A 26293-nucleotide genomic window follows, 5' to 3' on the forward strand; every position below is an offset into this window, starting at 1 on the left:
AAATGAATGAAATATCCTGTGCATCCATAGTTAGTTAAGCCATGCATAATTAACATTCTGGCCGGATCAAAATGAGAATTTTCATTAATAAAAGCTGGCATGAAATGTTATGAACAAAACGTACTACACCGTTAACAACTGGCTCATTGATCTGCCTTCAGGTTCCGTTCTCCATTTAATCACCGGGGAGCGTAAACGGCTTGGCGCTTATCAACTTCGCCTGCTGGATTTACTGCAGCAAAATGCGGGGAAAATTTTCACCCGCGAAGAACTCACGGATTTGGTCTGGGAGCGTCGGGTCATTGGCAACAATAGCCTGCCCAACGCCATTCATGCGTTGCGCGCTGCGCTGGAAGATGACGGCAAACAGCAACGCATCATTCGTACCATCCCGAAACGGGGTTACGTGCTGGAGCCGGAATATTGCCGGAAAGTAGAACGGGAGGAAGAGGAGCTCAACCTCGGCAGCGAGCTGCCTGCACAGTATGAGACGGAGAGGGCTTTTCAGGTACCGCCTCCCGCCCCACCCCCACCGACTTTCGCGCCACCAACGCCTCCTGAAGCCCCAACGCCAACTGAAACACTGACGCTTCCACAGACGCTGACGCCTTCCGTGACGGCACTGCCTGCAAGCTTAAACCACTCCACGGTTCTGCTGTTTGCGGTGCTGGTTATCGCCTTTTTTCTTGGTGCCCTCGGTTATCAGGCTGCGCACCGCAACCCGCCCTCCGTCGCCCAGGAAATCGCGAAAAATGTTTACAGCCATATTCATCTTTTTGTCATTCTTGATACCCACGGTGATTTACCCGTTCAGGAAAAAACGTACCTGCAACTCAAAGAGAGTTTTTATATTTTAGACCAGCAGCTTAAATCCAAATCCACGCAGATGAGTGTTTTCTACCACAGCGTTAATCAAACCCTGAATTACACTTTTCGGTTACGCACGCCCTGTGAAGAAAAGATCCTGGCGATGCAGATAGATCACGCCCGGTCAAACCCGGCACTGCTGAATAATTTAATCCTGAGTGAAACCCGGAGAAAGCTCAATGAAATGGCATCCTGCAACACGCCTTAAATTGTCGTTTGTGCTGCTAACCGGTGGGATTATTGCCGCACTGGCGGGTTATATTTTGATTCCAACGCAAAACCCGCTGAAACAGAACGTCAGCGTCAGTATGCAGTTAGGTTTTTACGACCTGATGCTACGCCAGAAAGAGCTGTACGATACACGCATGATCACATCGGGCAACACCATCCAGAGCAATATAACCAGTCCGAACGATAATCAATTTGTGCTGAAAGGCAACTTTACGCGGATCCGCCAACAGGGAAACCAGCACTACTTTTCCTATCGGCCCGTCTATTTTATGCCTTCGCAAAACAGTCGCATCCTTGATGGCAACCTGGATTTACTGTCGCAGACCCCCTTCTGGATACAGCAAACAGAGGCCAGCGACACCCCACTGATGAGCATGCCCAACGGTATGATTTATCTCTACCCGTTGGAAGACCGCTAACAGACCCGCTTCAGAAAACATCACAGTGAAGTGCAATAAAATTAAATAAACAAGCCGTATGGTAAATTCTCAATACATATTTTTAAACTTTACCTGGAGTTATTTCCTTTCATCCCGTCATATGTGACAAAGATAACAATTCCTTGACGACAATACTCTCTATTCTTCTTCCCTGAACGGCTGGCCGAATGATTATTTTTGACGGAAATTAACAGGACAAAAAGATGTCTCAAGTAAAACGAGAAATTGAAGTATCCACCATCGGCGAATGCTGCGCCGGGTTTACCGTTGAATATGCGCTACTAGTTAAAGATAAATATTACGTTGCTTATTACAACGCAGAACATTGTATTACCGTTGCCAGCCGCCCACGCGATAAAGGCGCGTGGCAGGTGAGTCACCCCACCGGTGAATGGCTGGCAGATAAAAACAGATTTATGCACCAGACCGGGTACGACAGCCACAATTACCTGACGCTGGCTATGGATAATCAGGGGCACCTGCATCTGGCGGGTAATATGCATAAAGACAAAATGGTCTGGTTCCGGTCAACACGTCCTTACGATATTCACTCTCTGGTTCAGGGAACGATGACCGGTATAAGAGAAGAGAGTGCGACCTATCCGTTATTTTTTAACGGCCGCGATGGCGAGTTACTTTTCCGCTACCGCGATGGCGAAAGCGGCAACGGCGATGACATTTATAATCGCTGGAGCGATAGCGAACAACGCTGGCTCAGGCTGCTGGAAAGCCCGTTACTGAGTGGAAATGGCTTACGCAATGCTTACGCACGTCTGCCCCTTTTCGGCCCCGATAATCAGTGGCATATGATCTGGATGTGGCGCGACACACCTCACTGTGAAACCTGCCATGATCTTTCCTATGCCCGTAGCCCGGATATGATCCACTGGTTCACGCAGCGCGGCGAACCGCTGACGCTACCCATCACGCTGGAGAGCGGCGATGTTGTTGATCCTGCGCCAGTTGAACAGGGGCTGATCAATATGAGCCAGAATATCGGTTTCGATAGCCAGGGCCGGGTATTGATCACCTGGCATCGCTACGATGCTGATGGCTTTTCGCAGGCCTGGATCGCCCATGCACGTCAGGGGAACTGGGTGATTAAATTGCTAAGCCGCTGGGATTTTCGCTGGGATTTTCATGGCATGGGCTCAATTCCGCCGGAAGTGATTATCTCTGCGCCGCACATTGCCGACGGTGGCCTGTATGTGGAATTTCAGCAGCCTGACGGTACCAGCGGACGCTGGTATCTGGATGAGGAGACCCTGGCCGTAACGCAGACTGAATATGGTGCGATTACACCGCTCCCTGCGCATTTCTATCAGGTGGTCGATGACATTGCCCCCCAGGCACAAGTGCAAATAATACCTGAACTTTACCAGCATCAGCCTACGCATTTTTTACGCTGGGAAGCGCTGCCCATCCAGAGAGATGTTCCTTCTGACAACCCGGTACCCCCAGGAAAACTGACGCTGATTCGCCTTCACGCGTGAGCTTTATAACAAGAGGATACAATAATGATCTCCGCTGCCTCGAAAAGTGCCTACATCCGTATCAGCCTGTGCCTGTTTTTATTCTATTTTGCCTGGTCTACCAGTTGGTCATTTCTGGCTATCTGGCTGGGCGACAGCATTGGTTTTAGCAGTACACAAATTGGCTATACCCTGTCGATAAATGCCTTATTTGCACTGGCGATAAAACCGATTTTTGGTTTTATTATGGATAAGCTGGGTTTGAAAAAACCGCTGCTGATTGCCGTTGCTATCGCCTCTATTTTCGCCGCGCCGTTTTTTATTTTTGTCTATCAGACCTTGCTAACCACCCACATGATTGCGGGTATGATCATTGGCGGGCTTTATCTGGGTACGGCTTATCTGGCGGGCGTGCTGGTGTTCGAAACCTATGCGGACCGCTACAGCCGGGCATTCGGCTTTGAATTTGGCCGGGTAAGAATGTGGGGCTCGCTGGGCTGGGCCGTGGCGTCCATTTTTGCCGGCCAGCTCTTCAATATGAACCCGCATATTAATTTCATTATTACCTCCTGCGGTGGGCTGGCGGTGTTGATTATCCTGACCACACTTAAAACCGAAGGCGAAGGCATTGACTGGCAGGCCGTGAATGCATCACGAAAAGAAGTGGTGAATAAAAAAGATGTGCGGATGCTGTTTCGCCATGCCAGCTTTTGGGTACTGATGCTGTTTTACGGCGGTATTATCTGGATGATGCAGAGTGCAGAGCAGCAATTTCCCCGCTATTTCGTGACCTTTTTTGCCGATCATCAAACAGGCAACGCAGTACTGGGTTATATGGGCTTTGTACAGTCTGCCTGTGAGTTCGTGCTGATGTTTTCCGTGCCCTTTTTGATCAATCGAATTGGCGCGCGTAACGGGCTACTGCTGGCCGGTTTTGTGATCGGACTGCGGCTGGTGCTTTCGTCGCTGGCGACCCATCCGTGGATGATTATTGTTATTAAACCGATGTACGGCCTGGAGATGGCGCTGCTGTTGGTATCTATCTTTAAGTTCCTTGCCGATAACTTCGACAAACGCCTGACCGGAACCATTTATATGGTGCTGGGCTGTTTTAACTATCTTGGTATTACGGCCATCAATCCCATCGCCGGGCATTATTACGACAAGCATGGATTTGCGGCGACGTATATGGTGATGGGTTGCATCGCGTGGTTGATTACCCTTATCGGGATCAAGTTCCTTGGCAGGCAAACCAGAATACTTCCTGACAATGTTGACGAAATCACGGTCAATACGCTGCCGCAAAGTAAGTAGCAAACCGACTCAGGATTTGTCTCGCATGGACGCGAGGCGATAACGTAACGCCCGGGGTGTGATGCCCAAAAAAGCCGCCGTTTTGGTTTTATTACCGCCGTGGCGTTCCAGCAACCCAAGAATGTAATCGTGTTCGGCACGGCGCCCCTGCTGGCGGACATTAACGATTGCCGCTTGTTCTGTTGCCGTCGCCGGATAAGGTGAAGCGATCCCTAAATCGGCTGTCGTGATTTTATGCTCATCGCTTAAAATCAAACTACGCTGGACTGCATTTTCCAGTTCGCGAAGATTCCCCGGCCAGGCGTGGTTTAGCATCGCCAGACGCGCCTCTTCGCTCAGTGATTTGGTCTCTGGCTGGCATGCCCCATACTTGTGCATAAAGTGCATAAACAACGGCAAGATGTCCTGTTTACGGTCGCGCAAGGGCGAAACATGCAATGAAAGAACAGCAATACGATAAAACAGGTCGCCGTTAAAACGCCCGGCGCTCACTTCATCGTATAAATCTCTATTCGTGGTAACAATCAAATGAACAGGCGGTACAGTTCCAAAATTCGCAGATTCCTGTTCCTCAAGCATGCTCAGTAATTCATTCTGTCTGCCCAGCGGCAAATTACCAATATTTTTTATAACCAGCGTACCGCCACAGGCCTGTGAAAACTTTTCAGCAAACTGTGTCAGCGCATCACAATAAATTTCGACATAAGGCGCATTATTTTCGCGGGTGCACCGGTGAATATAACGGGCCAGAAACCCTTTACCACTCCCGGTTTCACCGGTGATAAGCACAGAGGCCGGAAATTGTGTCAATCGCTGGACGGAGGTAAAGAGATTAATACTTTCCGGCGCGTGAGCAATTAACTCATGATTATAAATGGCACTGCTATCATTTAAAATACACATATCCACCTCTGTTAAATTCCGAAAAAAAAGCCCTGAATGCCACATAAAAATTCTGCGGACATGGCAGGGCAAATAACTCAAGTATTCTCAGCACCACGAATTATACAGATAGCGAAATGAAAGTCTTAATAATTGCTGATATTAAAATATTAATAATTTAAAAACAGAGAGATACATAAAAACGCGTCCTGGCATGAAAAGATCAAATAATATATCAATAAATATCTCAACCTCGAGCTTAATGTCAGTTGAGAAATTTTGTATGCCTGCTGGCACTTTCTCGTCCTGGTGAGCAAAGGGCGGAAGGGGATTTTATGAACGCCATCACAGTTAGTCCCTTTCGCTCTCACCATGAATAAATTATTCTTATTTTTATATTATCTAATAATATATTATTCCTTACAGAGTGCCGTAACACGCGGCAGAGAAGATACGCCAAAAAAGTGAAGCGAGACGCTGATGAATATTGATCTATCCAGACTGACGACTGAAGGCCGCAACCCGGCAAGTGCAGACATCGACATGCTTTCGACCGAAGAGATGCTACGGGTGATCAACACAGAAGATCAGAAAGTGGCCCTGGCGGTGGAAAAAACCATTCCTGCGATCACCCAGGCGGTAGATGCCATTGTCAGCGCGTTTCGCCGGGGCGGGCGCTTAATATATTCCGGCGCAGGGACATCCGGTCGTCTGGGGATCCTGGACGCCAGCGAATGTCCCCCTACCTATGGTACGCCACGGGAGCAAGTGGTCGGGCTGATTGCGGGCGGCCATCGCGCCATTTTACAGGCGGTGGAGAACGCAGAGGATAACCGGGCGCAGGGCGTTGACGATCTCAAGGCGCTTAACTTCAGCGAAAATGATGTGCTGGTCGGCATTGCCGCCAGCGGTCGCACGCCATACGTCATTGCCGCGCTGGAATACGCCAATAGCCTCGGCGCAACAACAGTCGCCCTGACCTGTAACGAGGGCAGCGAAATGGCTCAGGTTGCGAAGATTGCGATTGTTCCAGTGGTGGGGCCAGAAGTGGTCACCGGCTCTTCACGAATGAAAGCAGGCACCGCGCAGAAACTGGTGCTGAATATGCTTACTACCGGCGCAATGATCCGTAGCGGCAAGGTCTACGGCAACCTGATGGTCGATGTGGAAGCCACCAACCAGAAGCTGGTGCAGCGGCAAATCAATATTGTGATGCAGGCCACCGACTGCGATAAGCAGACGGCAGCCCAGGCGCTTGAAGCGTGTAAGGGGCACTGCAAAACAGCCATTGTGATGGTGCTCGGCCAGCTTAGCGCCACACAGGCAGCGCAGCTGTTGCAGGACAACGGCGGGTTTATTCGTCAGGCATTGAATAACGCGGGAATGAAGTAATGGCAAAAATCACCGGGCAACTTATTGCCAGTATCGTGCAACATGTCGGCGGCAGGGAGAACATAAAAACCTGCGGCAACTGTATGACGCGCCTGCGCCTGACCTTACATAATGAAGCGCTGGTGGAGCAGGACGAGCTAAGAACACTGCCTGGCGTTCTGGGCGTGGTGAATAGCGATGATCAATTACAGATCATTGTAGGGCCAGGCAAAGCCCAGACCGCCGCTGACATGCTTAATGAGCAACTGGACCGTGAACATTCTCCCGCCGATGCAGCCTCGCTACAAAGCATTGCACGCGACACTAAACAGCAAATGAAGGCCCGGCAAACCAGCCAGCTTCACCAGTTTTTGTCAAAATTTGCCACGATTTTTACGCCGTTGATCCCGGGTTTTATCGCCGCCGGGATGCTGCTCGGCTTTGCGACCTTAATTGAACAAAGCCTGCTGACCAGCGCCACGTCAAAGAGTGGAACAGTGGCGCATATCGTTGGCTATATGAAAATTTTTGGCAAAGGGCTATTTACTTTCCTGCCAATTCTGATTGGTTATAACGCGCAAAAAGCCTTTGGCGGCAGCGGCGTAAATGGCGCCATTATCGCAGCGCTGTTTGTACTGGGTTACGATCCGAAAGCCACAGTTGGCTATTTCTCCGGTATCGATAATTTCTTTGGAATGGCGATTGATCCGCGCGGCAATATTATCGGCATCCTGATCGCCGCCATCCTTGGCGCATGGATCGAACGCCAGATCCGCAAAATCGTGCCGGATAATCTTGATATGATCCTCACGTCGCTGCTGACCCTGCTGGTCACTGGCGCGCTGGCCTTTACGGTGATCATGCCGCTCGGCGGTGCCTTATTTAAAGGTATGTCGTGGCTGTTTCTGCATCTGAACGGTAACCCGTTTGGCTGTGCGGTGCTGGCGGGACTGTTCCTGATTGCGGTGGTATTCGGCGTGCATCAGGGGTTTATTCCGGTCTATTTTGCGCTGATGGACGCCCAGGGCTTTAACTCGTTGTTTCCGATTCTGGCGATGGCGGGCGGCGGTCAGGTCGGTGCCGCTTTGGCACTCTACTTCCGCGCCGCGCCGAACGCCGTCATCCGCAACCAGATCCGCGGGGCGATTATTCCGGGCGTGTTGGGCGTCGGTGAACCACTGATTTACGCGGTTACGCTACCGCGTGTGAAACCCTTTGTGACTGCCTGCATTGGCGGTGCCTGTGGCGGTTTCTTTATTGGCACCGTCGCCTGGTTTGGTCTGCCGATTGGCCTCAACACGGTGTTCGGCCCTTCCGGGCTGGTGGCGCTACCGCTGATGACTTCCGGACAGGGGATCTTCGCGGGCATCGCGGTGTACGCGGCGGGTGTGGCCGTCTCCTGGTGCTGCGGCTTTATTGCCACCTGGTGGTTCGGGCACAAAGCGGTCGATCTCAGTTGAGCCGCACACAAAGAGCCCGCCCATTAATTACGGCTGAAACCGCGCTTTCCACATATCAAGAGTGCGCGGAATCTGCGTTTTATCATCGCGGGTGGTGAAGTAGCGCAGTTGAGACTTTCCATCGGCGAGGGGGTAAAGCCGTGCAGCCCAGATCTCTCCCTGCGGTGTGTACATTATGATCGCGGTCTGACGGTTGGCCGCCCCGCGCAGCCACATTGACACCACGGTTGCGCCCAAATTGTCTTTGTCGCCCTCATAGATAAAGACACTGGCGGTATCAACAAACTGCTGATAATCCTCCCCTGCCAGCGCGCGGAATTTATCGTCCAGCGCCTGGGTTGGTAACACGCCAAGAGAGAGTAAGGTGGCGGTCGGTCGGGGGTCGGTTTTTCCCTGCTGGTAACGTCCGTCAATAAATGCGCCGTCAGGCATGATCAGCCGACATCCCCAGTTCGCATTGCTGTGTACCTGTAAAGATCCATCCTGCTTTGGAATGATCAGGATTGAGCAGTCGCTAACATCATGAATATTCTCGACCAGCACCATACCATGCACTTTGCGGGCTTCTGCTGTAAATGCCAGACGGTTAATGCCAGCCCACAAGCGAATATCAGTGCCGATGCTCCACTCGCTGTTGTGGCTAAATTGCAATACGCTGCCGCTCATATGCGGTGCCTGCATATTCCACCAGGTTCCCTGCCAGTTAAAATCCTGGTTCACGTCCGACACCATATTGATGCCTTTATAATAAGCGCGACGAATACAATTATCTGTCGTGCACTGGCGAAAGGCGCTTTCCCACGCCTGGTATTGCTTACGGATCAGACGCGTGTCGTCCTGATCGAGACGCGCACGCCAGATTTCATCCAGAGTTTCATCAAGCCAGCGCAGATCGCTGTTATTACAAATGGTGTTTTCCAGCGGAGTTGCCGCGCGTCGGCAGTTTACTGCCCAGCTGCTCTCTGCATATAAGGCAAATAAAACCAGAATACCACCCAGAAAAAGGTGATGACGCATGGCAACGGTTCTCCCTAAAAGCGCATAAGCCGAACGTTTCTTTCACCGGTCTTGCTGGCTGCATGACCAATACGCCGGAAAAGAGAAAGGCCATTATCGACCAAACCGTCGCCATAAGAAAATGATAAAACGCAGGAAGCCCGGTGGTTTACCGGGCTTTTAGGCATTAGAAAGCGTAAGAAAGGCTGCCAACAATATTGCGCTCGGCACCAAAGTAGCAGTAAGTGAGTGAGTTACAGGCCGCAATATAACGTTTGTCTGTCAGGTTATTGACGGTGACCTGCGCGCTCAACCCTTTCAGACCGACGTGCGACAGATCGTAACCGACGGCCATATCTACCAGTGTGTAAGACGGTAGCGTATGTGTATTCTGGCGATCGGAGGTAATGCCATTCACATAGCGCACGCCGGAGCCGACAGTCAGGCCAGCCAGCGGCCCGGCTTTCACGTCGTAGCTAAGCCATGCACTGGCCTGGTTGCGCGGCGCATACACCGCACGTTTGCCCTGCTCTTCTGCGCTGCTTTTCTTATAACGAATATCGTTATAGGTGTACGCCGCCTGCAAACGGAAGTTGTCCGTCAACTGACCCACGGCTTCCAGTTCAATCCCTTCCGATTCGATCTCACCGATCGAACGGTACGGATCGGTGGGTTCCACTTTAGTGGCAATATTTTCCTGGTTGATGCGATACACCGACGCGCTATACATCGTCTGTGATCCTTCCGGCTGGAATTTCAGCCCTGCTTCCCACTGCTTACCTTTCATCGGCTTGAGGATCTTGCCATTCTCGTCGGTAAAACTGGTTGGCGTAAACGCCGTGGAGTAGCTGACATAAGGTGCAAAGCCGCTGTCAAACAGGTACATCAATGCGCCGCGGCTGCTGAAATGGTTTTGATCCAGTGTATCCTGGGTGTCATCGATCTTATTCACGTTAGTGATCTTCACCTGATCGTGGCGGCCGCCCAATGTCAGACGCCAGCGATCGAGCGACATCTGATCCTGCACATAGATCCCGGTCTGCTCCAGCTTATGCTTTTCCCGGCTATATACGGAAATTGACAGCGGATCGGCACCATATGTCGGGTTGAAGGCATCAATCGCCGGGAAACTGCCATACGAGGCGGTCACATTATTGCTGCGGCGCTGATAATCGATACCCACCAGTACGCGGTGATTAATCATGCCGGTATCCACACTGCCATCAATCTGGTTATCCAGCGTCACCGCCGACAACGACTCATCCGATCCGGAATAACCCCGATTCAGCTCGCTATCGTTCAGCCAGCCTGAAGCATACACCTGGTTAAGATCGACTTTGGTGCGCAGGTAACGCAGCTTCTGGCGCACTGACCAGCCGCTATCAAACGCATGCTCAAAGTTATAACCGACCATGTTTTCACGGCGGTCATATTTATCGTACTTATCTTCGCCTTCAAAAAAGGTGTTGGCGATTTTCTGCCCGGCGTGGGCAACGACCGTCCCTTCATAAGGCAGCCCGGAGTGACTGCCACCTTCCGGATCGCGGTGCAAATAAGCCATCACATCAAGCCGCGTTTTATCGGTGATACGCCATGTCAAACTCGGCGCAATGGCATAACGCTGCTCCTGCAAATGATCGAATTGCGAGTCTGCATAGCGGGTCATACCGGTTAACCTTACCGCCACGCGATCGTTGTCATCCACTGGCCCCGTCACATCAAACGCGGCGCCGCGTTGATTGTTGTTACCGGCAAATAATTTGACTTCACCGCCAGGATCGAACGACGGTTTACGGGAATTCAGCGCAACAATACCGCCCGGCGACGAGCGGCCATATAGCACCGATGCAGGGCCTCGTACCACTTCAATGCTGTCGAGGAACCAGGGATCAATGACCAGAGAACTGTGCGAATTGCTGTCGCCCATCATCTTCAGTCCGTCGAGATAAATGTTATCCAGACTGCCATCGGAAAAGCCGCGCAACACAATATAGTCAAAACGGTTCGACGCGCCGATCTGGTTGCTGTACACCCCCGGCGTATAGCTTACCGCCTGGCGCACGCTCACCGCCCCCTGCTCTTCATACTGCTGCCGGGTCACAATTGATACCGCCTGCGGCGTTTCGATATCCGGCGTTTCGAGTTTGGTCGCTCCGCTTTGCATTTGCGACGTAACCACCACCGTATCGTTGCTGGTTGTGTTTTCCTGAGCCAGAACCGATACGCTCATCCCGCCGGTGATGCAGCCAATCATTAACGCCAGTCGCGTTTTTGCGAACATGAAACTCTCCAGAAGCCGTTATTATTGTAAATAAGAATTATTACCCTTTTGGAATGCGCAATAGCTATGCGCAATGACGAGTCGCATATGCGTGATGACAAAACAGCACAAGCAGGGGGAACGAGAGTCTCCGGGGAATGTCAGGAGGCGCGAATTTCGCTGGGAGCCACACCGTAGCGACGACGAAACGCTGTAGAAAAATTGGTGGCGTGCTGATAACCCGACATCCATGCCGCCTGCTGCACACTGTACCCCTGCGCCAGATAACGCCTCGCCATCTCAAGACGGCAGTCGCGCAGGTAATCAAAAACGGATTGCCCGTAAGCCTGGCGAAATTTAACCCGTAGGCTGCTGGAACTCATCGCCGCAAGCTGCGCCAGCCCGCTCAGGCTGTACTCTTTCTCAGGTTGCTGCTCCAGTAAACGGCGCACGGTTTCCAGGCGGTGCCGCTCCCCGCAGGGAGCCGCGCTACGCTTATCATTGCCCTGCAAGCATTGCCCCAGCGCGTGCCCCAACAGTTGCAATATGACCCCTTCCAGAATCAACTGTTTGGATAAACCCGGCAGCGTCGTCTGCTGGGTCGATTGCAAACCGGCGAGTAAAAAAGGCGGCACCTGCCATAAAAACGTAGGAGCGCCTTGCGTTTCCCATTGCTGCAACAGCGCCGTTAATAATGGCGAGTGCCAGCACCGGTCAGGATCGACGCCCAGCGAAAGGGTGCGCAACTGGTAATCCGGCTGATGGCTGGCATTCATCACCTGATGTTCACTGAGGCGTGAAGTAAACGCCATCCCGGCGCGAACCACATATTCCTGCCCACCAAGACGGAGCATGACGCTTCCTTCAAGGACGACAAGCATATAAAGGGGGCAACTGTGCAACGAGGTGGTTTCATACGGCTGAAGCACACGCACATCCGAACTGGTCAGGTTAAGGCCGGAAGAGAGCGTCATCTCTTCAACATCCCCCTGAATCACAATGCGTTGCTCTTTATTAAGGGATCGATCGGTTGCCAACGCCGGGAAGCGATAATCGATCCCGTAGCGTTCGCCAAAAACGATAAAATCTTCAACCGAAAAGTGTTTTTTTTGCATAGCTGGCAGCCATCGCAATCCCGTCGAACCCTTTGCCCCGGGCGGGGCGAAACGGCTAACACCTTACCATTCACGTCTGTCAGCTTCAATAATATTGAGAACTATTCTCACATACAAACCGCTATCGGACACGCCAGCGGATTGCCAGGCATGAGGGTAAAACTCAATCCGGAACCTACCACCAACAAACTTTTTCTTCTTTATCAGTAGTAAGAGAATCATCTCCATAAAAATAGAGATGTTATTTACGCGTACCTGTTTAATAAATTTGCAATAAATCATAATCTCTACAAATTAGTTCCATCTCACCCCGCTATTATTCTTCCGCGCAATTTATTCATGCTTCTTCATTATTTCTTCATAACGTCAAGTTTTGTAAATTGCCAATATTTGTTCAGAAAATACTTACACGGAAAACATAATTTCGTTTACTCTTATCCGGCATGAGAACGATCGTTCTCAAAACTGATACAACCGAGGGCATGAGATGCAGACAAAAACATCGCAGGAACAGCGCCACCAGCAGCGTAAAGACGAGATCATCGCCGCTGCGCGTCGCCGTTTTCGCGTCAGCGGGTTTCATGCCGCCAGCATGTCGCAGATTGCCCTGGAAGCTCAGTTAAGCGTGGGGCAGATTTACCGCTACTTCGTCAGTAAAGACGCGATTATTGAAGAGATGATCCGCCGTATCATCGACTATCGCATTGCCGAAATGGAAGACAAAACTGAAACCACGCACCTGCCGGAAGTGCTCGCGTGGCGGCATACCTTAAGCCCGGATGACGATGCGCTGATGCTGGAAATGGCGGCAGAGGCCACGCGTAATCCGCAGGTGCAGGCCATGATGATCGAAGCCGATGCCCGTATGTTTGAAAATGCCTGTAACCATATGCAGAGCAGACACCCGCACCTCAACCCTGAGCGTGTTCGCTGCTGTGTGGAGTTATTGGCCGCGCTAATGGAAGGCACGACGTTCCGCCGTTTAACCCCGCAAAAATGCGACCCGGCGCAATTACAACAGCTGTATCAGGAAATCACTACAATGCTATTTTCCGATATATAAAATAATTCAAAAAAATTAAGGGAATATAAACCTTAACCTACACATTGCTATATCCAAAATATATAGCACGTCCGCCTGCGCCTAACCCTGTTTAAATAAACGGGCAGGCTTCGCTCATGCCAGGAAAAGAAAATGAAGCTGATAAAAACGACCTTAGTGGCCGCATTCGCACTTGTTGGTTGCGACAACGCCACGCCACCTGCACAACAACCCACCCAGGAAGTCGGTATCGTCACGCTAAAAAGTCAGCCGCTTGCCGTAAGCAGCCAGTTGACCGGCCGGACTACCGCCTCCCTGTCGGCGGAAGTACGCCCGCAAGTCGGCGGCATTATTCAAAAACGCCTGTTCACAGAAGGCGATACGGTAAAAGCCGGACAGGCGCTTTACCAGATCGACCCTTCGAGTTACCGCGCCGCTTTTGACGAGGCCGATGCGGCCCTGAAACAAGCGCAGGCCCTGGTGGTTTCTGATTGCCAGAAAGCCAGCCGCTATGCGCAGCTGGTCAAAGAGGACGGCGTTTCTCGTCAGGATGCTGACGATGCGCAATCCACCTGCGCCCAGGATCGCGCCAGCGTGGCATCGAAAAAAGCCGCGCTGGAAACCGCGCGTATCAACCTGAACTGGACAACCGTCACTTCACCCATCGCGGGTCGTATTGGCATCTCATCAGTAACGCCTGGTGCCCTGGTGACAGCAGAGCAGACCACCGCACTGGCAACGGTACGTGGTCTGGACACGATGTACGTTGATCTCACCCGCTCCAGCGTCGACCTGCTGCGTCTTCGCCAGCAAGCGCTTGCCAGCGACAGTAATACGCTGGCTGTCACGCTGACGCTGGAAGATGGCAGCACCTACAGTGAAAAAGGCCGTCTGGCACTGACTGAAGTCTCCGTGGACGAATCCACAGGCTCCGTAACATTACGTGCCGTATTCCCGAACCCACACCAGCAACTGCTACCGGGTATGTTTGTGCGTGCCCGCGTTGAAGAAGGCACCATGGCGAATGCCATCCTCGCGCCGCAACAAGGTATAACCCGAGATGCCAAAGGCAATGCCACCGCGCTGGTCGTTAACGCGCAGAACAAGGTTGAACAGCGCACACTGGAAACCGGCGACGCCTATGGCAACAAATGGCTGGTGTTAAAAGGTCTGCAAAGCGGTGACAAACTGATCGTCGAAGGCACAGATAAAGTTGCCGCCGGTTCGCCGGTGAAAGCCGTAGAGGTACAGGAAGCCAACGGAGGAAAAGCCTGATGTTCTCCAGCTTCTTTGTGCGTCGCCCGGTTTTTGCCTGGGTGATTGCCATTTTAATCATGATGGCCGGTGTTCTGGCGATCCGTACGCTGCCGGTTGCGCAGTATCCGGATGTTGCGCCGCCCGCAGTGAAAATCAGCGCGACCTACACGGGCGCTTCGGCGCAGACGCTCGAAAACAGTGTCACCCAGGTCATTGAACAGCAGCTCACCGGGCTGGATAACCTGCTCTACTTCTCATCGACCAGCAGCTCCGATGGCGAAGTGGACATTACTGTGACCTTCGAGCAAGGCACCGACCCGGATACCGCCCAGGTTCAGGTTCAGAACAAAGTGCAGCAAGCGGAATCCCGTTTGCCGACCGAAGTCACCCAGTCCGGTGTGACGGTGGTGAAATCTCAGAGCAACTTCCTGTTGATTATGGGCCTGTACGATAAAACGGACCGGGCAACCAGTTCCGATATCGCCGACTGGCTGGTGAGCAACATGCAGGATCCGCTGGCACGTGTAAACGGCGTGGGTAGCCTGCAGGTGTTCGGGGCGGAATACGCCATGCGCATCTGGATGGATCCGACCAAGCTGGCCTCCTACTCGCTGATGCCGTCGGATGTGGAATCTGCCATTGAAGCGCAGAACGTGCAGGTTTCCGCCGGTAAAATCGGTGCGCTGCCCTCGTCCAGCACGCAGCAGCTCACCGCCACGGTGCGCGCCCAGTCCCGCCTGCAAACCGTTGAACAGTTTCAGGACATCATCATCAAGAGCGAAAGCAGCGGCGCGGTAGTTAGGGTGAAAGACGTTGCGCGGGTGGAAATGGGCAGCGAAGACTATAACGCTATCGCCAAACTCAACGGTCACCCCGCGGCGGGTCTGGCTGTCATGCTGGCCCCGGGCGCGAATGCGCTGGATACCGCCACGCTGGTAAAAAATAAAATCGCCGAATACCGTCACAGCATGCCTCAGGGCTACGATGTGGCCTACCCGAAAGACAGTACGGAATTTATTAAGATCTCCATTGAGGACGTGGTGAAGACGCTGATCGAAGCCATCATTCTGGTGGTCTGCGTAATGTACCTGTTCTTGCAAAATATCCGCGCCACGCTGATCCCGGCGCTGGCCGTGCCAGTAGTGCTGCTCGGTACGTTCGGAGTCCTGGCGCTGTTTGGTTACTCCATTAACACCCTGACGCTATTTGCCATGGTGCTGGCGATAGGTCTGCTGGTGGATGATGCCATCGTAGTGGTGGAAAACGTCGAGCGTATTATGCGCGACGAAGGCTTGCCCGCCCGTGAAGCCACCATTAAATCGATGGGCGAAATCTCCGGAGCGCTGATCGCCATCGCGCTGGTGCTCTCGGCGGTGTTCCTGCCGATGGCATTCTTCGGAGGCTCGACCGGAGTAATTTATCGTCAGTTCTCGGTCACGATCATCTCCGCCATGGCGCTGTCGGTCGTGGTGGCCTTAACCCTGACCCCAGCGCTCTGCGGCGCGGTAATGCAGCACAGCGTGCCGCATAAAAAAGGCTTCTTCGGCGGCTTTAACCGCTTCTATAACAACACCGAGCATAAATACCAGCGCGGCGTGATGCATGTGCTGCGCCGTGCCGTGACGGTCATCGGCACCTACGCCGTGCTCTGCGCCGCCATGGCCTTTGTCATGTGGCGTTTGCCTGGCAGCTTCCTGCCAACGGAAGACCAGGGCGAAATTATGGTGCAGTTCACCTTGCCAGCCGGGGCAACAGCCAACCGTACCGAAGAAGTTGCCAACCAGGTCACCGACTGGTTCCTGAATAAAGAAAAAGCCAATACCGAGGCCATCTTTACCGTCACCGGCTTTAGCTTCAGCGGCAGTGGTCAAAACGCCGGTATGGCGTTCGTCTCGCTGAAAAACTGGTCGCAGCGTGCCGGGGAGGAGAATACCGCGCAGGCCATTGCCTTACGCGCCAGTCGCGAATTGAGCAGCGTTCGTGATGCCAGCATTTTCGCTATGACGCCGCCATCGGTGGACGGTCTGGGGCAAAGTAACGGCTTCACCTTCGAACTGCTGGCCAGCGGCGGCACCGATCGTGACCAGTTGCTGAAGTACCGTAATCAGTTGCTGGGCAGTGCCAACCAGAGCGCAGAACTGCACGCCGTGCGCGCTAATGACCTGCCGCAAATGCCGCAGTTGCAGGTAGATATCGACAACAATAAAGCCGTGGCGCTCGGCCTGTCGTTGAGCGACGTGACGTCGACGCTTTCCAGCGCCTGGGGCGGCACGTATGTGAACGACTTTACCGACCGTGGCCGTGTGAAAAAAGTATACATCCAGGGCGATAGCGACTCGCGCGCCGCGCCTGCCGATCTCAACAAATGGTTCGTCCGCGGCAGCAATGACGACATGACGCCCTTTTCGGCCTTCGCCACTACCCACTGGGAGTACGGCCCGGAACGTCTGGTGCGTTACAACGGTTCAGCGGCATATGAGATCCAGGGGGAAAACGCCACCGGCTTCAGCTCCGGCGTGGCGATGACCAAAATGGAAAACCTGGCCGACAATCTTCCCGCCGGAACAACCTGGGCGTGGAGCGGCCTGTCATTGCAGGAAAAACTCGCCAGTGGCCAGGCCATGAGTCTGTACGCCATCTCGATTATGGTGGTGTTCCTCTGTCTGGCGGCGCTGTATGAAAGCTGGTCGGTGCCGCTCTCGGTCATTCTGGTGATCCCACTTGGCGTACTGGGTGCCGCGCTGGCGGCGTGGATGCGCGGGCTGAGTAACGATGTTTACTTCCAGGTCGCGCTGCTGACCACCATTGGCCTGTCGTCGAAAAACGCCATCCTGATTGTGGAGTTCGCCGAAGCGGCGGTACAACAAGGTTCGTCGTTGTCCCGCGCGGCATTGCGTGCCGCACGGACTCGTCTGCGCCCCATTATGATGACCTCGCTGGCCTTTATCGCCGGGGTGATGCCGCTGGCGGTTGCCACGGGCGCCGGGGCAAACAGCCGCGTCGCCATCGGTACCGGGATTATCGGCGGGACGCTCACAGCAACACTGCTGGCGATCTTCTTTGTTCCCTTGTTCTTTGTGCTGGTGAAAAAACTCTTCGCCGGTAAACGCGCACGTCAGGAGTAATTATGTTGCGTATCAGTGTTCTTTTTCTGGCTCTGTTGAGCGCCGGTTGTGTCTCGTTAGACCCGACCTTTGAGCGCCCGCAAGCCCCTATCCCTGCAACACTTCCGGGGACCAGCGGCCAGGCGCAAGCTGTGGCCGCCGACTGGCAGGAGATCATTAACGATCAGCGCCTGAAACAGGTGGTCAGCAACTCGCTGACGAAAAACCGTGATGTGCAAAAAGCGATTGCGGATATTGACGCGGCGCGCGCATTGTATGCAGAAGACCGCTCCGCGTTATTTCCGACCGTTAACGCTGAACTGAGCAATACCCGCAGCCGCACCGTCTCCAGCGGTTTGACCAACAGCGCCGAAGCCAATGGCGCCGTCTCCAGCTTTGAACTGGATCTGTTTGGACGCAATCAAAGCCTGACACGTGCAGAGCGTGAAACCTGGCTTGCCAGTGAATATACCGCGCAAAATACCCGCCTGAGCCTGGTCGCGGAAATCACCACCGCCTGGGTCACACTGGCAGCGGATAACAGTAATCTGGCGTTAGCCAGACAGACAATGGAAAGCGCGCAAAACTCGCTGAATATCGCCAAACGCAAACAGCAGATTGGCGTAGCCGCCGCTGCAGATACCGCCGAAGCGATGGCCGTGTTCCAGCAGGCGCGCGCTAGCGTCGCCAGCTACCAGACACAAGTCGTGCAGGATAAAAACGCCCTCAACCTGCTGGCGGGCGATACCGTACCCGATTCATTGCTACCAGGCACGCTGGAAAGTCTTGCCGACAACAGCATCACGCTGACGCCGGCCGGGGTTTCCTCGTCTGTGCTGCTACGCCGCCCCGATATTCAGGAAGCGGAGCATAACCTGAAGAGCGCCAATGCCAATATTGGCGCTGCGCGGGCAAATTTCTTCCCGACCATTTCGCTGACTGCCAGCGCTGGCGTGGGCAGCGACTCGCTCTCTTCGCTGTTTAGCCATGGTATGAAGGTATGGTCATTCGCTCCCTCCATCTCTCTGCCGCTGTTTACCGGGGGCAAGAATATGGCGGAATTGCGCTACGCCGAAGCCGAGAAAAAGGGGCTGATTGCCACCTATGAGAAGACGATTCAGAGTGCGTTTAAAGATGTTGCCGACGCACTGGCTCGTCGCGAAACGCTGAATGAGCAACTGGATGCACAACGCCAGTACGTCGCGGCAGAGCAAAAAGCGCTGGATATTTCTCAACGTCAGTACCGCGCAGGGACGGGGGATTATCTCTCCGTGCTAACGGCGCAACGCACGCTGTGGTCAGCGCAAGAGTCGCTGATCTCCCTGCAACAGACGGACCTGGAAAACCGGGTCACGCTCTGGCAATCACTCGGCGGCGGTGTGCGTTAATTATTGGCGCCGGTTTTTCCGGCGCTCTCTTTTCGGAGTTTGTTATGTCACGGATTTCCCCTGCGTATGCCATCGTACTCGGCATGCTGACGGCCATCGGGCCCATTTGCACTGACCTCTACCTTCCCGCTTTGCCAGACATTACGCGGCAAATGGATACCACCAACACCTTAACCCAGCTCTCACTCACAGCGTCATTGATTGGCTTAGGCCTTGGGCAGCTCTTTTTTGGGCCGCTGAGTGACAGGATGGGGCGTAAACGTCCGCTGCTACTGTCGCTACTGTTGTTTATTGTGTCGTCGGTACTGTGCGCCAGTACGCACAATATCCACTGGCTGATCTTCTGGCGCTTTGTGCAGGGGATCGCGGGTGCCGGTGGGTCGGTACTGTCCCGCGCTATCGCCCGTGACAAATATCAGGGGACTCAGCTGACGCAATTTTTTGCTCTGTTGATGACGATTACCGGCATCGCGCCCATTGTGTCCCCTCTACTCGGCGGTTATATCACGGCATTGCTGCACTGGCGCGCGCTGTTCTGGACCATGGCTATTATCGGCGTGGTGCTGATGCTTTGCGCTGCGCTGTTGCTAAAAGAGACATTGCAGGTGAAAAGCAGCGGTGAAAGTTTGCTTAAAACATCGCTGATAGTGTTGAAAAACCGGCAATTTTCCACCTTCTGCTTTATTCAAGCGTTTATGCTAGCCGGACTGTTTTCGTATATCGGTTCTTCGTCGTTTGTTCTGCAAAACGAATACGGTCTGACGCCCATAAAGTTCAGCCTGGTGTTTGGTATTAACGGCGTGGGCATGATCATTTCCGCGTTGATTTTCGCTCGCCTGGCACGCCACATTCGCGGTGCTGCGCTGTTAAAAAATGGTCTGGCACTGGCGGTGCTGCTGGCGTTGATGACCGCCGTTTTTGCCTGGTTCAACATGTCCATACTGTCGCTGGTGGGGTTGTTTTTCACTATCGCTATCAACAGCGGTATTTCGACCATTGCCGGTTCGGCGGCGATGAACAGCGTCGACGCACACCATTCGGGTACTGCCTCGGCACTGCTGGGTATGCTGATGTTTGTTTTTGGCGGCATTGCTGCACCGCTGTCCGGGCTCGGTGGCGAAGCAATGTGGAAAATGAGCTTCGCCATAGTGCTGGCCTACAGCGCCGCCACGGTGATTCATTTTTGCGGGCGGCATTGTAGCCAGCAACGCGGTTAAGTTGACCAAATGGCAACAAACTAATAAAATTGACTGATTGGCAACGGACGCGAAGGGCAAGCAGGGATGCATTTGATATCAATGAAAGCAATTCAGGAAGCGATACAGCGTTTTCCTCAGTACAAAGTTGAACTCCTGACACTGGCAAAAACGGTCGAAAAAGCGAATTGCTCAACGCCAGATGACCTTAAAAAGTTATACCCAACACTGGATAATTTTAAATACCTTAGCAAATATTATGTCATTGATATTGCCAACAATAATCTCAGACTGATTGCCCTGATTTTCTTCGAAAGTCAAAAGTTTTATATACGCCATATATTCACACATAAAGAGTACGACCGCTTTACGGAACAGCATCGTACAAAGGGGAAGAAAATATGATTGTCGCAGACGCTCTGAAAGCAACCGATGCGCTGATTGCAGCTGTCCCCCTGCTGGGAGAACATCCTGGCGAGCAAGATTATCAGGACGCCCTTGAGCTTGTAGAACATCTTTTAATGAATAATCCACGCAGCCCTTTGCTGGATATTGTTTGTGCCAGGATCAGTACGTATGAGAATAACCAGCCGGAGATCATCGCATTACGTGAAGAGATGGCTTCTTTGCCTGGCGGGCTGGCAGTTTTAAGAACGTTAATGGATCAACACAAACTCACCCTCGGTGACTTCCAACATGAAATCGGCAGCAAATCGATGGTATCGCGTGTGCTAAGTGGTGAACGCCAGCTCAATATTAATCATATCAAAAAGCTAGCCGCGCGCTTTGGCCTTTCACCATTGATGTTTATCTCTTAATCCTAACCCTTTTTCCCGCCCGGTTTTAACCCACGGTGAAACTCATTAATGCGTTTCACCGTTTTTATTGCCCGCTGCGAAGTGGCGGAGGCAACGGACAAAACAATCATCTCAAGGCACAGTAATACCGTGCCATGCAGCGGAATTTTGCCTTTTTCGCCGCCGCGCGGCACATTGATCACCACATCCGCTTCCTGACTAAAACGCGACGCGACAGCATTGGTCAGCAAAATGACCGGAATACCCAACCGTCGCGCCTCTTTCAGGGTGGTCAGCCCTTCTCTGTGCGCCGATTTTTGCGCCATCATTATCAACACATCGCCACGCTGGAGCGCGATTAACTGCTCCGATAACGCAATCCCGGTACGGTTGAGCGGCGTGGCAGGCAGGCCAATACGGCTGAATAACCGCGCGGTGTATTCCGCCAGAATACCCGATGCACCAATGCCGAAAATGGCGACCTGACGGGCATCAACCAGTAAAGCGACAGCCTGCGCGATAGCATAGCGATTATCCGGTGCGGAGAGAACTTCACAGGTGTGCTGATGCCCTTCCAGCACAAAATCGATCCCCGAATTGACGTCACAAGAGAGCGCATTAACCGTCGTAGTCATCTTTTCTGCCGATGAAACTGCCGGGCCGAACCAGTGCTCCAGCGTTTGTTTCAGATCGCGCAGCCCGGCAAAACCCAGCGCCTGGATGGCTCGCACTACCGTGGCATCCGAGGTCTGCGTGGCATTGGCGATCTCAAGGGCCGTTTGCTCCAGCACCCCTTCACGGTTGTCATTGATATAGCGTGCAACGGACTGTAACCGCGGCGACAGGGCATGCCCCCGTGCACGAAAACGCTCGCCGTACACATCCACGCGGCTCTTCGCTTTTTTCATGTTCAACATAGCCGATCCTTACTTCGCCTGCGGCAGAGGCCGCCCGGCGATTTGCGACTGCACCTGCGCCACCATGAGGCCAAGAGAGGCAAAAGAGTTGGCGATAGCCTCTTCGCGTGAAATCAGCACATAGCGACCGTTGCGGCAGGCGGTCAGAAAATCGCACCAGCCTGGCATGACCGCATCCATTGCCGCCATCTCATCCTGTGGCTTCCCCCCGGTATCGCCGCGCCAGGTGGCAAAGACAAAATCCGCATCCAGCTCCGGCAACCGCTCAGCGCTGACATCGATTCGCCCGCCATCGGGAATGGAATCAATCAATTTGGGGAAACGGAAACCGGCGTCACGCAACACCCGTCCTAGCGAATGATAGCTGTGCATGGCATTGATTTTGCCGTTATTTGCCTGGATCACCGACACGGTAATATTGGGGGTATCAATGGTCTTTTTCAGTACCGCAATTTGCTCCTGATAGCGGCGCTCAAGGAGGGCCAGCCGCGGTTGTGTACCGGTGAGCTGCGCCAGCTTGCGGTAAATTTCCGGCGCGCCTCCCTGCAGATGATCGATGCTCACCGTCGGCGCGATCTTTGCCAGTTGCTCTACCGGCGTGTTGCGGCTGGGTTCCGTGATGATCAAATCCGGCTTCACCGCCGCAATCGCCTCAAGATCGATATCCGCAGAACCAATAAATTGGATATCCGCGTTGTCGAAATCGATCCCGGTGAGCAAGGCGCTGGAGCGCAACACGTGGCTGCCGTCCTGGCGCGTACGCCCGTGGCTGGCCACCGGCGGTACACCCAGTTCGATAAGCGGAATAGTGATATCGAGATCGTGCAACGAAACAATGCGTTTAGGGTGTAACGGCACCGTAACCACCCGCCCCAGATCGTCGGTAAAAGCCTGGGTTGGCTCAGCAGCGCTGACGCTCAGCCCCACCAGCACCAACAGTGAAAGAAAAAAGCGCATACGGCTCCTTAAACTTTATAAACGATCCCGCCGCTGCCACAGCAGCAACAGGAAAAATGGCCCGCCAATCAGCGAAATCACGATCCCTGCCGGGATCTGTAGCGGCGCAAAGGCCAGACGGCCCAGCGAGTCTGCCAGTAACACCAGTAAACTTCCCAGTATGGCGCTCCCCCACAGTAACGCGCTCTGGCCGCCACGCAGCAGAAAGCGCGCCATATGCGGTGCCATCAATCCAACAAAACCGATGCTGCCCACACAAGAGACGCTGGCGGCGGTCAGCAATACCGGCGCAATAAACCGCAACGGTTCCAGCCGCGCAAGGTTGACACCCAGCCCGGTTGCCACAGGCTTGCCCAACAACGCCAGCTCTGCGGCACGCCCCGTTATCAACAGCAGCGCCGTAGCCGGTAACGCCCAGCCCAGCGCCACCATCAGTAAAGGCCAGGTGGCGGCATGCAGGCTACCCGCCAGCCACATCATCGCCGTTTGTACATCCCGCACATCGGCGGTGGTCATAAAAACGCCGATCCCGGCGGCGAACGTCCAGGAAACGCCAATGCCCAACAGCACAAAACGCGGGCGTGAAACATCACGCGCCAGCCCCGTTACCAGCCCCGCAGCCAACAGGCCGCCCGCCATCCCTGCCAGCGGTCGCCACACCAGCCCAAGCGCAGGGAAATACAGCACCAGCGTTAACACCACCACGCTGGCCCCCTCTTTCACACCAATCAGGCCAGGGTCCGCCAGCCCATTGCGGGTGATCGACTGCATAGCGGCTCCGGCCAGGCCGAGCATCGCCCCGCATAACAGCGCCATTAGCACACGCGGCAGGCGAATATCCCACAGCACATACTGTTGCCCGGCGCTGAGTGCAGAAGGGTGCAGTAATGCGTGCCCCATCGCCGAAACCGGTATGGGCAATGAACCTTGTGTGACGCCGTAAAGCAGCAAAAGCAGCGCGAGCAACGCAAGGCCCGCAATCCTGCGAAGCGTTTGCGGGCGCAACAGCCGGGAAAAACGCCCCCAACGCAGTCCATGCAACCCGGCGCGATGCTGCGCATCGCTCATTTAAAGAACCTCGCCGCCAGCACAATAAATACCGGTGCGCCCACCAGCGCCGTCATCACCCCGGTTGCCAGCTCCTGGGGCGACAACAACGTGCGGGCGGCTATATCCGCCAGTAACAGTAGCAGCGCACCAGCCAGAGCGGATAACGGCACGACCACACGTAAGTCCTCACCCGCCAGGCGCCGTACCCCATGCGGTACCACCAGGCCGATAAACCCCATCGGCCCGGCAACCGCGACCGCCGCACCGCACAATAAGGCGATCGCCAGTAACGACAGCCCGCGGATGCGCCCCAGCGATACGCCAAGCCCGCGCGCCATGCTATCGCCCAGCGCCAGCATATTCAGCGAAGGTGACAGCCACACCGCCAGCGCAAATCCGGCCGCCGCCGCCAGTGCGGCATGCAGCAACAATGCCCAGCTCAGGCCCGCAAGATCGCCCGCCAGCCAGGTACGCATGCTCAGCAAGGTTTGTTCATCAAGGATCAGGATGGCGGCCGTAATGGCCGAGGCAAATGACGACAGCGCCACCCCGCAAAGTGTCACTTTCAGGGGTGTAAAACCGGCCCGCCCGGAGGAGGAGAGCGCCATCACCAGCGAAAAAAGCACAGCCGCGCCCCCGGCTGCAATCAACGGGCGGCTGAGCAAAGGATCGCCGAGGCCAACGCCCAGCGCCGTGGTCGCCACGACAGCCAGCGCGGCACCGGCATTCAGGCCCAGGATATGCGGCTCGCCGAGGGGGTTGCGGATCACCGACTGTAACAGCGCCCCGGCAACACCGAGCGCTGCGCCAGTGAACAAAGCCGTCGTCATGCGCAAGAGGCGCAAACTGACGATCACGCGATGTTCGAAGTTACGCGGGTCAAAATCAGTCAGCGCCTGAATGACTGTTGAGGGAGTAATGTACCGCGCGCCAATAGCAAGGTGCGCCACAGCCGCCATCAACAATGCAATCAGTAGCCCAAGCGTCGCCAGGCCTGCGCGCCCGTTACGGCGGCACGCCGCCAGCATAATGAGGCTCATTCACTGTGCCCATATGGCTTGCGAAAAGGCATAAAGAATGGTTTCCCTGTCAACGGGTTAACAGACATTTGCACATCCACATCAAACACGCGTTTTATCAGTTCCGGCGTACAGATTTCGCCTTCCTCAAGTACCGCCTGGAGATGCCCCTGTTTCAGGAAAACCAGCGTATCGCCGTAGTTGACCGCAAAATTCAGATCGTGCAACACCACCACCACCGTGCGCCCATGATGGCGCGTTAAACCGTGTAGCAGTTCAAGGATCTCTACCTGATAACGCAAATCAAGGAAGGTAGTAGGTTCATCCAGCAGGATCACCGGCGTTTGCTGAGCCAGCGCCATGGCGATCCAACAACGCTGGCGCTGACCGCCGGAGAGGCTGTCGACCGTCTGGTGAGCGAAGTCAGCCGTGCCCGTCAGATTGAGCGCTTCCAGCACCGCCAGTTCATCCTCTTCGGACCACTGGCGCATAAAGCTCTGCCATGGAAAACGCCCCCGAGAGACCAGTTCAAATACGGTCAGACCTTCCGGCACAATCGGCGACTGCGGCAAAATACCTAACTGCCGAGAAACCGCTTTGGTGGGCTGCTGATGAATCGCTTTACCGTCGAGCAGAACGCTGCCCCCCAGCGGTTTCAGCATGCGGGCGATGGTGCTAAGCAGCGTGGATTTGCCGGAACCATTGGCGCCAATCAGTACGGTCATTTTACCGTCAGGGATCGCCAGACTGATGTCATTAACGATGATCTTTTGCTGATAACCCGCAGAGAGGTTTTCCAGCACAACGCCCTCTCCTTTGGCCTGATGTTCCCCTTGCTGTGACATGGTGCGCGCTACCCTGACAAATAAAAATAAATATCATTCTCTTTTCGATATTGCCGTTTGCTAATGTAGTAGTCAAGCCTGGTGGCGAGATAAAGCCGCAGCACTTTTTAAGCTGTCACTACAACAGAAACCGCGTCTGTCATTTTTATATTTAAAGTTAAAATACAATAAGTTAATCATTTTCAGGACAGGGTATAACCGCCTTGTTTCGTCTTAAGTCGCACTGTAGCAAAATTCTTTCTTTTTCCATTTACTACTACAAAACGCCATGATTGAATGATTCTCAATTACATATCCGATGTGGAAATTACCG

Annotated in this window: 22 protein-coding genes; 13 read left to right on the forward strand and 9 right to left on the reverse strand. The window is 53.9% G+C overall.

Going from position 1 to position 26293, the window contains the following annotated elements; genetic code table 11:
* Positions 1-109: 109 nt before the first annotated feature.
* The 4 genes from ACUY4S_RS20065 to ACUY4S_RS20080 all read left to right on the forward strand — a co-directional run bounded on the left by ACUY4S_RS20065 (position 110) and on the right by ACUY4S_RS20080 (position 4324).
* A complete protein-coding gene (locus tag ACUY4S_RS20065) occupies positions 110-1075 on the forward strand; it encodes a winged helix-turn-helix domain-containing protein (RefSeq protein ID WP_458021691.1) in 966 nt (321 codons plus the stop codon).
* Entirely contained in the window at positions 1047-1517 is a 471-nt protein-coding gene (locus ACUY4S_RS20070; RefSeq protein WP_312686999.1) for a hypothetical protein, read from the forward strand. Before ACUY4S_RS20065 ends, ACUY4S_RS20070 begins: the two co-directional genes overlap by 29 nt.
* 224 nt (positions 1518-1741) lie before the next feature.
* The gene (locus ACUY4S_RS20075; protein ID WP_458021692.1) at positions 1742-3031 is read left to right on the forward strand and encodes a BNR repeat-containing protein; all 1290 of its coding nucleotides are present in this window, start codon (positions 1742-1744) and stop codon (positions 3029-3031) included.
* Between the two features lie 24 nt (positions 3032-3055).
* Positions 3056-4324: an oligosaccharide MFS transporter gene (locus ACUY4S_RS20080; protein ID WP_312686996.1), complete on the forward strand. Its 1269-nt coding sequence runs from the start codon at positions 3056-3058 to the stop codon at positions 4322-4324.
* 9 nt (positions 4325-4333) lie between these two features.
* Here the strand turns inward: ACUY4S_RS20080 and ACUY4S_RS20085 are convergent, their stop codons facing one another.
* Positions 4334-5227, reverse strand: a complete 894-nt coding sequence (locus ACUY4S_RS20085; RefSeq protein WP_458021693.1) for a sigma-54-dependent transcriptional regulator — start codon at positions 5225-5227, stop codon at positions 4334-4336.
* Between the two features lie 459 nt (positions 5228-5686).
* Here ACUY4S_RS20085 and murQ point away from each other — a divergent pair, with 459 nt between their 5' ends.
* The gene (murQ, locus tag ACUY4S_RS20090; RefSeq protein WP_458021694.1) at positions 5687-6598 is read left to right on the forward strand and encodes an N-acetylmuramic acid 6-phosphate etherase; all 912 of its coding nucleotides are present in this window, start codon (positions 5687-5689) and stop codon (positions 6596-6598) included.
* On the forward strand, positions 6598-8037 hold the full coding sequence (gene murP, locus ACUY4S_RS20095; protein WP_312686990.1) for a PTS N-acetylmuramic acid transporter subunit IIBC: 1440 nt from the start codon (positions 6598-6600) through the stop codon (positions 8035-8037). The genes murQ and murP overlap by 1 nt, the downstream gene beginning before the upstream one ends.
* A gap of 27 nt (positions 8038-8064) precedes the next feature.
* On the opposite strand, the gene ACUY4S_RS20100 is transcribed toward murP, so the two are convergent.
* The 3 genes from ACUY4S_RS20100 to ACUY4S_RS20110 all read right to left on the reverse strand — a co-directional run bounded on the left by ACUY4S_RS20100 (position 8065) and on the right by ACUY4S_RS20110 (position 12408).
* Entirely contained in the window at positions 8065-9054 is a 990-nt protein-coding gene (locus ACUY4S_RS20100) for a lysozyme inhibitor LprI family protein (protein ID WP_312686988.1), read from the reverse strand.
* A gap of 166 nt (positions 9055-9220) precedes the next feature.
* Positions 9221-11314, reverse strand: a complete 2094-nt coding sequence (gene foxA, locus ACUY4S_RS20105; RefSeq protein WP_458021695.1) for a ferrioxamine B receptor FoxA — start codon at positions 11312-11314, stop codon at positions 9221-9223.
* Between the two features lie 140 nt (positions 11315-11454).
* Positions 11455-12408: a helix-turn-helix transcriptional regulator gene (locus tag ACUY4S_RS20110; protein ID WP_312686984.1), complete on the reverse strand. Its 954-nt coding sequence runs from the start codon at positions 12406-12408 to the stop codon at positions 11455-11457.
* Between the two features lie 487 nt (positions 12409-12895).
* On the opposite strand from ACUY4S_RS20110, the gene ACUY4S_RS20115 reads away from it, so the two are divergent.
* The 7 genes from ACUY4S_RS20115 to ACUY4S_RS20145 all read left to right on the forward strand — a co-directional run bounded on the left by ACUY4S_RS20115 (position 12896) and on the right by ACUY4S_RS20145 (position 21213).
* Entirely contained in the window at positions 12896-13471 is a 576-nt protein-coding gene (locus ACUY4S_RS20115) for a TetR/AcrR family transcriptional regulator (protein ID WP_312686982.1), read from the forward strand.
* A 132-nt stretch (positions 13472-13603) separates the two neighbouring features.
* Complete coding sequence (locus ACUY4S_RS20120; RefSeq protein ID WP_458021696.1) at positions 13604-14725, forward strand: efflux RND transporter periplasmic adaptor subunit; 1122 nt, start codon at positions 13604-13606, stop codon at positions 14723-14725.
* Complete coding sequence (locus ACUY4S_RS20125; RefSeq protein WP_312686978.1) at positions 14725-17832, forward strand: efflux RND transporter permease subunit; 3108 nt, start codon at positions 14725-14727, stop codon at positions 17830-17832. Before ACUY4S_RS20120 ends, ACUY4S_RS20125 begins: the two co-directional genes overlap by 1 nt.
* 2 nt (positions 17833-17834) lie before the next feature.
* Positions 17835-19199, forward strand: coding sequence for an efflux transporter outer membrane subunit (locus ACUY4S_RS20130; RefSeq protein WP_312686976.1), 1365 nt, complete (start codon positions 17835-17837; stop codon positions 19197-19199).
* A gap of 44 nt (positions 19200-19243) precedes the next feature.
* Positions 19244-20416, forward strand: a complete 1173-nt coding sequence (locus tag ACUY4S_RS20135) for a multidrug effflux MFS transporter (protein WP_458021697.1) — start codon at positions 19244-19246, stop codon at positions 20414-20416.
* Positions 20417-20482: 66 nt separating this feature from the next.
* Entirely contained in the window at positions 20483-20800 is a 318-nt protein-coding gene (locus ACUY4S_RS20140; RefSeq protein WP_458021698.1) for a type II toxin-antitoxin system HigB family toxin, read from the forward strand.
* A complete protein-coding gene (locus tag ACUY4S_RS20145; RefSeq protein WP_458021699.1) occupies positions 20797-21213 on the forward strand; it encodes a helix-turn-helix domain-containing protein in 417 nt (138 codons plus the stop codon). The genes ACUY4S_RS20140 and ACUY4S_RS20145 overlap by 4 nt, the downstream gene beginning before the upstream one ends.
* Before the next feature lie 2 nt (positions 21214-21215).
* Here the strand turns inward: ACUY4S_RS20145 and ACUY4S_RS20150 are convergent, their stop codons facing one another.
* The 5 genes from ACUY4S_RS20150 to ACUY4S_RS20170 are packed head-to-tail and all read right to left on the reverse strand — an operon-like array spanning position 21216 to position 25980.
* A complete protein-coding gene (locus tag ACUY4S_RS20150) occupies positions 21216-22109 on the reverse strand; it encodes a MurR/RpiR family transcriptional regulator (protein ID WP_312686970.1) in 894 nt (297 codons plus the stop codon).
* 9 nt (positions 22110-22118) lie between these two features.
* Complete coding sequence (locus tag ACUY4S_RS20155) at positions 22119-23066, reverse strand: iron-siderophore ABC transporter substrate-binding protein (RefSeq protein ID WP_458021700.1); 948 nt, start codon at positions 23064-23066, stop codon at positions 22119-22121.
* A 15-nt stretch (positions 23067-23081) separates the two neighbouring features.
* Complete coding sequence (locus ACUY4S_RS20160) at positions 23082-24134, reverse strand: FecCD family ABC transporter permease (RefSeq protein ID WP_312686968.1); 1053 nt, start codon at positions 24132-24134, stop codon at positions 23082-23084.
* A complete protein-coding gene (locus ACUY4S_RS20165; RefSeq protein ID WP_312686967.1) occupies positions 24131-25156 on the reverse strand; it encodes a FecCD family ABC transporter permease in 1026 nt (341 codons plus the stop codon). The genes ACUY4S_RS20160 and ACUY4S_RS20165 overlap by 4 nt, the downstream gene beginning before the upstream one ends.
* Complete coding sequence (locus tag ACUY4S_RS20170) at positions 25153-25980, reverse strand: ABC transporter ATP-binding protein (RefSeq protein ID WP_312686966.1); 828 nt, start codon at positions 25978-25980, stop codon at positions 25153-25155. Before ACUY4S_RS20170 ends, ACUY4S_RS20165 begins: the two co-directional genes overlap by 4 nt.
* Between the last annotated feature and the right edge of the window lie 313 nt (positions 25981-26293).

The organism is Kosakonia beeri (assembly GCF_054165705.1).

What these genes read in the sequence shown, in the direction of transcription:
- ACUY4S_RS20135 (WP_458021697.1), top strand. Translation starts at nt 19,244, where the DNA reads ATGTCACGGATTTCCCCTGCGTATGCCATCGTACTCGGCATGCTGACG.
- ACUY4S_RS20160 (WP_312686968.1), bottom strand. Translation starts at nt 24,134, where the DNA reads ATGAGCGATGCGCAGCATCGCGCCGGGTTGCATGGACTGCGTTGGGGG.
- ACUY4S_RS20075 (WP_458021692.1), top strand. Translation starts at nt 1,742, where the DNA reads ATGTCTCAAGTAAAACGAGAAATTGAAGTATCCACCATCGGCGAATGC.
- ACUY4S_RS20070 (WP_312686999.1), top strand. Translation starts at nt 1,047, where the DNA reads ATGAAATGGCATCCTGCAACACGCCTTAAATTGTCGTTTGTGCTGCTA.
- ACUY4S_RS20115 (WP_312686982.1), top strand. Translation starts at nt 12,896, where the DNA reads ATGCAGACAAAAACATCGCAGGAACAGCGCCACCAGCAGCGTAAAGAC.
- foxA (WP_458021695.1), bottom strand. Translation starts at nt 11,314, where the DNA reads ATGTTCGCAAAAACGCGACTGGCGTTAATGATTGGCTGCATCACCGGC.
- ACUY4S_RS20120 (WP_458021696.1), top strand. Translation starts at nt 13,604, where the DNA reads ATGAAGCTGATAAAAACGACCTTAGTGGCCGCATTCGCACTTGTTGGT.
- murQ (WP_458021694.1), top strand. Translation starts at nt 5,687, where the DNA reads ATGAATATTGATCTATCCAGACTGACGACTGAAGGCCGCAACCCGGCA.
- ACUY4S_RS20100 (WP_312686988.1), bottom strand. Translation starts at nt 9,054, where the DNA reads ATGCGTCATCACCTTTTTCTGGGTGGTATTCTGGTTTTATTTGCCTTA.
- ACUY4S_RS20145 (WP_458021699.1), top strand. Translation starts at nt 20,797, where the DNA reads ATGATTGTCGCAGACGCTCTGAAAGCAACCGATGCGCTGATTGCAGCT.
- ACUY4S_RS20155 (WP_458021700.1), bottom strand. Translation starts at nt 23,066, where the DNA reads ATGCGCTTTTTTCTTTCACTGTTGGTGCTGGTGGGGCTGAGCGTCAGC.
- ACUY4S_RS20085 (WP_458021693.1), bottom strand. Translation starts at nt 5,227, where the DNA reads ATGTGTATTTTAAATGATAGCAGTGCCATTTATAATCATGAGTTAATT.
- ACUY4S_RS20140 (WP_458021698.1), top strand. Translation starts at nt 20,483, where the DNA reads ATGCATTTGATATCAATGAAAGCAATTCAGGAAGCGATACAGCGTTTT.
- ACUY4S_RS20130 (WP_312686976.1), top strand. Translation starts at nt 17,835, where the DNA reads ATGTTGCGTATCAGTGTTCTTTTTCTGGCTCTGTTGAGCGCCGGTTGT.
- ACUY4S_RS20110 (WP_312686984.1), bottom strand. Translation starts at nt 12,408, where the DNA reads ATGCAAAAAAAACACTTTTCGGTTGAAGATTTTATCGTTTTTGGCGAA.
- ACUY4S_RS20170 (WP_312686966.1), bottom strand. Translation starts at nt 25,980, where the DNA reads ATGTCACAGCAAGGGGAACATCAGGCCAAAGGAGAGGGCGTTGTGCTG.
- ACUY4S_RS20080 (WP_312686996.1), top strand. Translation starts at nt 3,056, where the DNA reads ATGATCTCCGCTGCCTCGAAAAGTGCCTACATCCGTATCAGCCTGTGC.
- ACUY4S_RS20125 (WP_312686978.1), top strand. Translation starts at nt 14,725, where the DNA reads ATGTTCTCCAGCTTCTTTGTGCGTCGCCCGGTTTTTGCCTGGGTGATT.
- murP (WP_312686990.1), top strand. Translation starts at nt 6,598, where the DNA reads ATGGCAAAAATCACCGGGCAACTTATTGCCAGTATCGTGCAACATGTC.
- ACUY4S_RS20150 (WP_312686970.1), bottom strand. Translation starts at nt 22,109, where the DNA reads ATGTTGAACATGAAAAAAGCGAAGAGCCGCGTGGATGTGTACGGCGAG.
- ACUY4S_RS20165 (WP_312686967.1), bottom strand. Translation starts at nt 25,156, where the DNA reads ATGAGCCTCATTATGCTGGCGGCGTGCCGCCGTAACGGGCGCGCAGGC.
- ACUY4S_RS20065 (WP_458021691.1), top strand. Translation starts at nt 110, where the DNA reads ATGAACAAAACGTACTACACCGTTAACAACTGGCTCATTGATCTGCCT.